The sequence below is a fragment of the Pseudomonas aegrilactucae genome, from assembly GCF_019168305.1.
GTDB classification, from domain to species: Bacteria; Pseudomonadota; Gammaproteobacteria; order Pseudomonadales; family Pseudomonadaceae; genus Aquipseudomonas; species Aquipseudomonas aegrilactucae.
Genome location: NZ_JAHTBI010000073.1, coordinates 1 through 1,459 on the forward strand (window position 1 = coordinate 1; position 1,459 = coordinate 1,459).

Consider the following 1,459-nt stretch of genomic DNA (forward strand, 5'->3'; position numbering starts at 1 on the left):
CCTGAGCTATGCCGAGCTGAACAGCCGCGCCAACCAACTCGCCCACGCCCTGATCGCACGCGGCGTCGGCCCGGACGTGCTGGTCGGTATCGCGGCCGAGCGCAGTATCGAGATGGTTGTCGGCCTGCTGGCCATCCTCAAGGCCGGCGGCGCGTACGTCCCGCTTGACCCCGAGTACCCGCGCGAGCGCCTGAGCTACCTGTTCGAAGACAGCGCCATCGGCCTGCTGCTGACCCAGCAGCACCTGCTCGAACAGCTGCCCGTGCCGCACAGCTTGCCCGTACTGGCGCTGGATACGCTGGACCTGAGCGCGCACGCCCAGAGCAATCCGGGCGTCGATCTGCACCCCGAAAACCTCGCCTACGTCATCTACACCTCAGGTTCCACCGGCAAGCCCAAGGGCGCCGGCAACCGCCACAGCGCACTGACCAACCGCCTGTGCTGGATGCAGCAGGCCTATGCCCTGGATGCCCGCGACAGCGTGCTGCAAAAGACCCCGTTCAGCTTCGACGTGTCGGTGTGGGAGTTCTTCTGGCCGCTGATGACCGGTGCACGCCTGGTGGTCGCAGCGCCGGGCGATCACCGTGACCCGGCCAGGCTGGTGGCGCTGATCAACCAGCACCGGATCAGCACGCTGCACTTCGTGCCGTCGATGCTGCAGGCATTCCTGCTGGATGAAAACGTGCCCGGCTGCACCAGCCTCACGCGCATCGTGTGCAGCGGCGAAGCGCTGCCGGTGGACGCCCAGCAACAGGTGTTCGCCAAACTGCCGAACGCCGGCCTGTACAACCTGTACGGCCCGACCGAAGCCGCCATCGACGTGACCCACTGGACCTGCCGCGAGGAAGGCAAGGATGGCGTACCGATCGGTCAGCCGATCGCCAACCTGCAGACCTACATCCTCGGCGATGACCTGGGGCTGTTGCCGGTGGGTGTCACCGGTGAGCTTTACCTTGCCGGCGAAGGCCTGGCACGCGGCTACCACCGTCGTGCGGCACTGACGGCAGAGCGCTTTGTCACCAGCCCGTTCGGCAACGGCGAACGCCTGTACCGCACCGGCGACCTGGCCTGCTACCGCGCTGACGGCGTGATCGAGTACCGCGGGCGTATCGACCATCAGGTGAAGATCCGCGGCCTGCGTATCGAGCTGGGTGAAATCGAGGCACGCCTGATGGAGCTCGACGCCGTGCGCGAAGCCGTGGTGCTGGCGCTCGACACCGCAGGCGGCCAGCAGTTGGTGGGCTACGTGGTCCCCCGCGATAGCGCCGGGCACGACGATCTGCGTGAGCACCTCAAGCACGCACTGAAGGCGCATCTGCCGGACTACATGATCCCGGCGCAGTGGGTATGGCTGGAGCAGATGCCGCTGAGCCCGAACGGCAAGCTGGAGCGCAAGGCGCTGCCCAAGCCCGATGCCAGCCAGCTGCAACGTGAGTATGTGGCCCCGCAAAGCGAACTG

At 66.8% G+C, this 1,459-nt stretch carries 1 protein-coding gene; it reads left to right on the top strand.

The genetic code is table 11. From position 1 onward, the window contains the following. The coding region (locus KUO17_RS19575) for an amino acid adenylation domain-containing protein (RefSeq protein WP_217977171.1) at positions 1–1,459 on the top strand (1,459 nt) is incomplete at both ends.